The organism is Actinomadura keratinilytica (assembly GCF_039539665.1).
GTDB lineage: Bacteria > Actinomycetota > Actinomycetes > Streptosporangiales > Streptosporangiaceae > Spirillospora > Spirillospora keratinilytica.
In genome coordinates this window covers 1-2,107 of the sequence record NZ_BAABDO010000245.1, presented here as the reverse complement: position 1 = coordinate 2,107, position 2,107 = coordinate 1, and the positions used below count along the sequence as shown (strand labels likewise).

Genomic DNA, 2,107 nt, shown 5'->3' with positions numbered 1-2,107 from the left:
CCCGCCTTCCACACCCCCAGCAGCACGGGCACCACGTCCACCGAACGCGGCATCAGCACGCCGACCCGGTCTCCGCGGCCCACGCCCGCAGCCGCCAGCCGGGCGGCGAACCCTCCGGCGGCGGCGTCCAACCGCTCATACGTCAGCGAGTGGACGCCGTCGCAGACGGCCACCGCGTCGGGCGACCGGCCAGCCCGAGCGGCGATCATCTCCGGCACCGTCGCCCGACCGGCGGGGCCGCCGACCGCGTTCGCGCGTTCGGCGAACAGGTCCGCCTCGGCCCGGGTGAGCACCTCGAACGCGCCGACACGGCGTCCCGGGTCGGCGGCGGCCTGCTCCAGCACCCCGGTAAGGCGCTCCGCCAGCGCCGCCGCCGTGCGCTCCTGGAACAGGTCGACCGCGTAGAGCAGGTCGCCGTCGAGGCCCGCCGGTGCGCCCGCGGCGTCCCGGTGCTCGGTCAGATAAAAGGACAGGTCGAACATCTGGAAGGACGACTCCGGCCGTCCGACCAATGCGTCGAGCCGTTCCGGAGTCGCCGCCAGGCCCGGCAGATTCCATGCCGGTTCGGGAAAGTCGTCGATGACGAGAAGGGTCTGGAAAAGGGGATGGCGCGCGAGCGAGCGCCGCGGCCGCAATTCGTCCACCAGGAAATCGAAGGGGACGTTCTGATGGGCGAACGCCGCCTGGTCCGCCTCGCGTACGCGCGCCAGCAGCTCGGCGAAAGTCGGATCGCCGTGCAGCGGCGTGCGCAGCACGACCGTGTTGGCGAAGAACCCGACGAGGTCGTGCAGCGCCGCGTCGGGGCGGCCGGGGGTCACCGTGCCCAGCGGGATGTCCGCGCCCGCGCCCAGCCGGCTCAGCAGGAGGGCCAGCGCGGCCTGCACCACCATGAACAGGGTGACGCCCTCGCGGGCGGCCAGTTCGTGCAACGCGGCGTGGAGCCGCGGGTCGATGCGCAGCGGGACCGCCGCGCCGCGATGGGACGCCACCGCGGGCCGCGGCCGGTCGGTCGGCAGCGCCAGCTCCTCCGCCGCCCCGTCCAGCGCCCGCCGCCAGTGCCTCAGCTCCCCGGCCAGGGCGTCTTCGTCGGCCAGCAGCTCGCGCTGCCACACCGCGAAGTCCGCGTACTGCACTTTCAGGGGTTCCCAGTCGGGGGCGCGCCCGTGCACGCGCTCCCCGTAGGCGGTGCACAGGTCGCGCACCAGCACCCCGGACGACCAGCCGTCCCACGCGATGTGGTGCAGCACCACCAGCAGGACCCACTCGTCCTCGCGCACCTCGAGCAGCGTCACCCGCCACGGCAGGTCCCCGCCGAGGTCGAAGCCCCGGGCCAGCTCCGCGCCGACGGCCGCGCCGATCTCGTCCTCGCGGACGCGGACCGTGCGCGGCTCCGGCAGGGCGTCCGGGCCCGTGCGCACCTGCTGGCGCGGCGCGCCGTCGACCTCCGGGTACACGGTGCGCAGCACCTCGTGCCGCTCGGCCACGTCGTGGAGCGCACGCCGCAGGGCGGAGCCGTCCAGCCGACCGCGCAGCCGCACGCAGAACACCTGCCGGTAGACCGCGCCGTCGCGTTCCAATTTGTTGGCGAACCACATCCGCTGCTGCCCCGGCGACAACGGAATCACGTCCGGCCGCGGTCCGGCGATAATCGCGGATTCCTTGCTCATTGGCAATTCCCGAAATAATTGGCGACTACAGCGGTCGGCTCATCGAAAACGCAGGATGCCACGCCGATGATCACGGGTCAATCGCGGTGCGGCCGGGCCGGCGGGCGCCTTGTCCCGCGGCGGGACAACGCCCCGTGTGAGACCTCTCATACGGTGCGTGAAAAGAGGCCCGAAAACGTGCGCACGGCCGCCGCGGCCGGCACTCGAACACATGACCGCATGTGGTCATTCAACCGGCTTCCGCTCTGTTGGACAGTGCGCCGGAAGAACGCTATTCCGCCTCGGCGGGACGGCCCGGGGGCGCCCGCTCCGCCCGGGAGCACCGCGTGCCGGCGGCCCGCGCACGTCATGTGCGGCGATGCCGCTGATCGTCCTGCATGCCGGACATTGAGCCTTTCCCCGTAACGATCCGCGACAGTGCGTGATCGTCTGGGTGGTGC

General features: G+C 72.7%; 1 protein-coding gene. It reads right to left on the bottom strand.

Annotated features, from left to right (window positions below; all coding sequences use genetic code 11):
* On the bottom strand, window positions 1–1,667 hold a 1,667-nt coding region (locus tag ABD879_RS32455), incomplete at its 3' end, for a condensation domain-containing protein (protein ID WP_345025614.1).
* Between the last annotated feature and the right edge of the window lie 440 nt (window positions 1,668–2,107).